Source organism: Streptomyces sp. SD15 (assembly GCF_054462255.1).
Genome location: NZ_JBTLMO010000124.1, coordinates 1 through 2995, shown reverse-complemented (window position 1 = coordinate 2995; position 2995 = coordinate 1). Strand labels below are relative to the sequence as shown.

The 2995-nt window shown below is 69.0% G+C and carries 4 protein-coding genes and 1 pseudogene; all 5 read left to right on the top strand.

The genetic code is table 11. The features are described from left to right. Window positions 1-82: 82 nt before the first annotated feature. Window positions 83-319, top strand: a pseudogene (locus ACX28W_RS43770) (hypothetical protein); the annotation flags it as partial. A 516-nt stretch (window positions 320-835) separates the two neighbouring features. Next, window positions 836-1462, top strand: coding sequence for a class I SAM-dependent methyltransferase (locus tag ACX28W_RS43765; protein ID WP_459005667.1), 627 nt, complete (start codon window positions 836-838; stop codon window positions 1460-1462). 125 nt (window positions 1463-1587) lie between these two features. Next, window positions 1588-1878 carry a hypothetical protein gene (locus ACX28W_RS43760; RefSeq protein WP_459005666.1) on the top strand — a complete coding sequence of 97 codons (291 nt, stop codon included), beginning with the start codon at window positions 1588-1590 and terminating at the stop codon, window positions 1876-1878. Window positions 1879-1975: 97 nt separating this feature from the next. Further along, window positions 1976-2332, top strand: coding sequence for a DUF4277 domain-containing protein (locus tag ACX28W_RS43755; RefSeq protein ID WP_459005665.1), 357 nt, complete (start codon window positions 1976-1978; stop codon window positions 2330-2332). Window positions 2333-2371: 39 nt separating this feature from the next. After that, window positions 2372-2830 carry a hypothetical protein gene (locus ACX28W_RS43750; RefSeq protein WP_459005664.1) on the top strand — a complete coding sequence of 153 codons (459 nt, stop codon included), beginning with the start codon at window positions 2372-2374 and terminating at the stop codon, window positions 2828-2830. The last annotated feature ends 165 nt before the right edge of the window (window positions 2831-2995 follow it).

Here is a 2995-nt window from a genome sequence, read left to right as displayed (position 1 = left end):
GGCCGCCCCTGACACACCATCAGCCAACTACACTCCGGACGACGCCTCTGACCAGACCAGATAGCGAAACGCTGCTGGAGTACTAGCCTCGCTTCCCCGCATCACTGTCCTCCATCTGGATCTGGATCTGGCCGCCGCCCTGGCCCTTGCGCGGCAGGAGACCTGGGCCGCGGCGCACAGCCAGTACGCGGCGCAGCCCACCCTGGACCGTCCCGACGGCGCGATCATCGCCACCACCGCCCCGCACCGGTGGGCAGGGGAGCCGGTCCGCGTACTGGACCTCACCCCTGATCACAGCGGCAGACGCAACTGCGGCTGAGGAGACTGGGCTGCGGGGCGTCTGGGCAGGGAGAGAAGCCCCGGCTGGACGGGGGAGACCAGCCGGGGCCGAAGGTGGTGACGTGCGGAGGGCGGTCGCCTCGCGGCGGAAGGCTCCATGGGGCTTCAGCCGGACGATCGTCCCCATGGGCTGTAGGTGAGGCCCGGGGACACTGTCCCCTCCGCAGCCACGTGTAGATGAACGGTCAACCGTCATGGGTTGTTCCCTGCTCGTCCCGGCTGTCGCTGTGAGCTGCGGAACACCTCGTGCGGAAGGCCCAGTTGATGTAGCCGACGATGAGGGCGGCGTGTCAGAGCAACAGAAAGCCGCCACCCCCGGAATTCCGGCGGTGGCGGCTCGGCCGCTGAATCAGACGCCGCGCGCGTCCTCGCTGCCGACCCGGTGCCGCAGCCCTACGCGACTGTCCGCGAGGTAGTCAGGTTTGTACCTACGATGAAATACGCGATGGCGCCGCCCTCGCTCCTACTACCGGGCTGACCGGAAGGCGTGCAGGACATGACAGGGCAACGCGACCGCTGGGCAGAGCTGACAGGCGGACAAGCCGGAGAGGAGTACGCCCGGCGGTTTGCGCGGCTCGCTGAATCAGGCCACGACGTCCACGGCGAGGCCACTTTCTGTGCTGCGCTGCTGAAACCCGCCGCCCGGATACTCGATGCCGGCTGCGGCACCGGGCGGATCGCGATCCGGCTCGCCGAGCTGGGCCACCTCTGCACGGGCGTGGACGTCGACCGCTCCATGCTGGCCGTCGCCCGACGCAACGCCCCCACGCAGGAATGGCTCCACGGTGACCTGGCCGACCTGGACAGCCTCGGTCTGGAACCCGGCTTCGACCTGGCGCTCGCCGCCGGAAACGTCATCCCATTGTTGGCCCCCGGCACAGAACCAGCTGTTGTTCGGCAACTGGCCGCCGTACTGCGCCCCGGCGGACTGCTGGTCACCGGCATGGGACTGGACGCGGAACACTTGCCGCTGCCGGAACCGGCAGTGACACTGACGGAGTTCGACACATGGTGCACGCAGGCCGGACTGACCCTGCGGCAGCGCTTCGCTACCTGGGGCGGCGCCCCCTACCGCCAGGGCGGCGGCTATGCCGTCAGCGTGCACTCCCGCCCCATCGCCTAGGTCCGAGCTCTGAGCAACAGCTTGACGGGGTCGTCGATGCTGAGCTTTCGAGCCGTGAACGCCCCTCCAGCGCGGGTGCGTTGTCGATTTCATGGGTGTGTACCCGACTGATTATGATCTTGGTCATGACTGTGCAGAACGCTGACAGAACCCTTTCCCGTAAACAGAGACTTCAGGAGAAGCAGCGCCGCCAGTTGGCGGTGGCCGACACCGTGGACAAGGCCGAGGCCAAGGTCCGCAAGGCAGAGGTCGAACTGGCCGTAGCTGTCACCGAGGCAGTGCAGGTGTTCGGCGACGAGCAGTCCGCCTCCGAGGGGCTCGATATGCCGGTCGAAGCTCTCCGGCGCTTCCTTGGCATGGCACAGGGCGAAGCGGCCAGTGGCGACAACGTTACCGAGGGCGCTGGCAAGTCCTGAGCTCAGCGTTCGTGGCCAGCGCTTTGAGTGCGCGGTGGTGTCCGTGGAAGCGTCTGGGCGCTCTGCCTGTCGTTGCCGAGTTTCTGCGCAGCGGGACGTGGCCGGGATCGTCGACGAGGTGTGTCCGGGCGGCGCGAGCGCGTGTCTGACGCACGGCCAGGTCATGGAGGCAATGGTGGCCAACCGGCTCACCTCGCCCGCTCCGCTGGTGCGGATGGGCGACTGGGCTCGTACCTGGGCGGTGGAGGAAGTGCTCGGCGTCGAGCCGGGTCTGCTGAACGACGACCGCCTTGCCCGGGCGCTGGACGCCATCGCCCCGGAGCTGGAGCGGACCGGGGGCACGGTCGGGGCGCGGGCGATCGCCGAGTTCGGCATCGACGTCGGTAGGTTGCACTGGGACATGACCAGCGTGTCCGTCCACGGCGCCTACCCGACCGAGGGTCAGGAGGAGTAGTACCCGGTCATCAAGTACGGGCATTCCAAGGACCGACGGGTGGACCTCAAGCAGGTCCCGGCCGGGCTCGCGGTGTCCGCCGACGGCGGCATCCCCGTGCACGCCCGGGTCTTCGGCGGCCGTCCGGGCTCCCTCGCGCATCGGGCCGAGATGGCCGCCCACCCCGTCGAGCCGCCCGCCGGCGCCGCCACCGCGCCTGGTTCGGCCGAAGGGCTTCCCGGACGGCTTCATGACCGTCGACGAGTTCCCGCGCCACGGGCGGCGGCGCGTGCCGGGACGCGGCACTGCGCCGTGGCTGCGGCCTCGTCGAGATCCGCGCCGCCCTCCACGGGGCGACGAATGCGGCCGCGCTGCGGGCGGCGACCGGCCAGGCCGTCACTCCTGCGGCGTCTGCCGGATCTTGGCAAGCGTCAGGAACGAGCTGGCCGCGGAACTGCTCGGCTGGGCTCCGGAGCCGCGCGGCCCGCCACCGGCTTCGCGTACCGCTGGTACTGGTGACGCCGCCACCAGGCCCGATCCCAGACCAGCCACTATCAGCGACACGCCACTCAGGCATGAAGATCGCGATCTGCAACTGGAGTACTAGTACTCCAGCAGCGTTTCGCTATCTGGTCTGGTCAGAGGCGTCGTCCGGAGTGTAGTTGGCTGATGGTGTGTCAGGGG

Excerpts from the sequence above, each read along its gene's own strand:
- ACX28W_RS43760 (WP_459005666.1), top strand. The coding sequence starts at position 1,588 with ATGACTGTGCAGAACGCTGACAGAACCCTTTCCCGTAAACAGAGACTT.
- ACX28W_RS43765 (WP_459005667.1), top strand. The coding sequence starts at position 836 with ATGACAGGGCAACGCGACCGCTGGGCAGAGCTGACAGGCGGACAAGCC.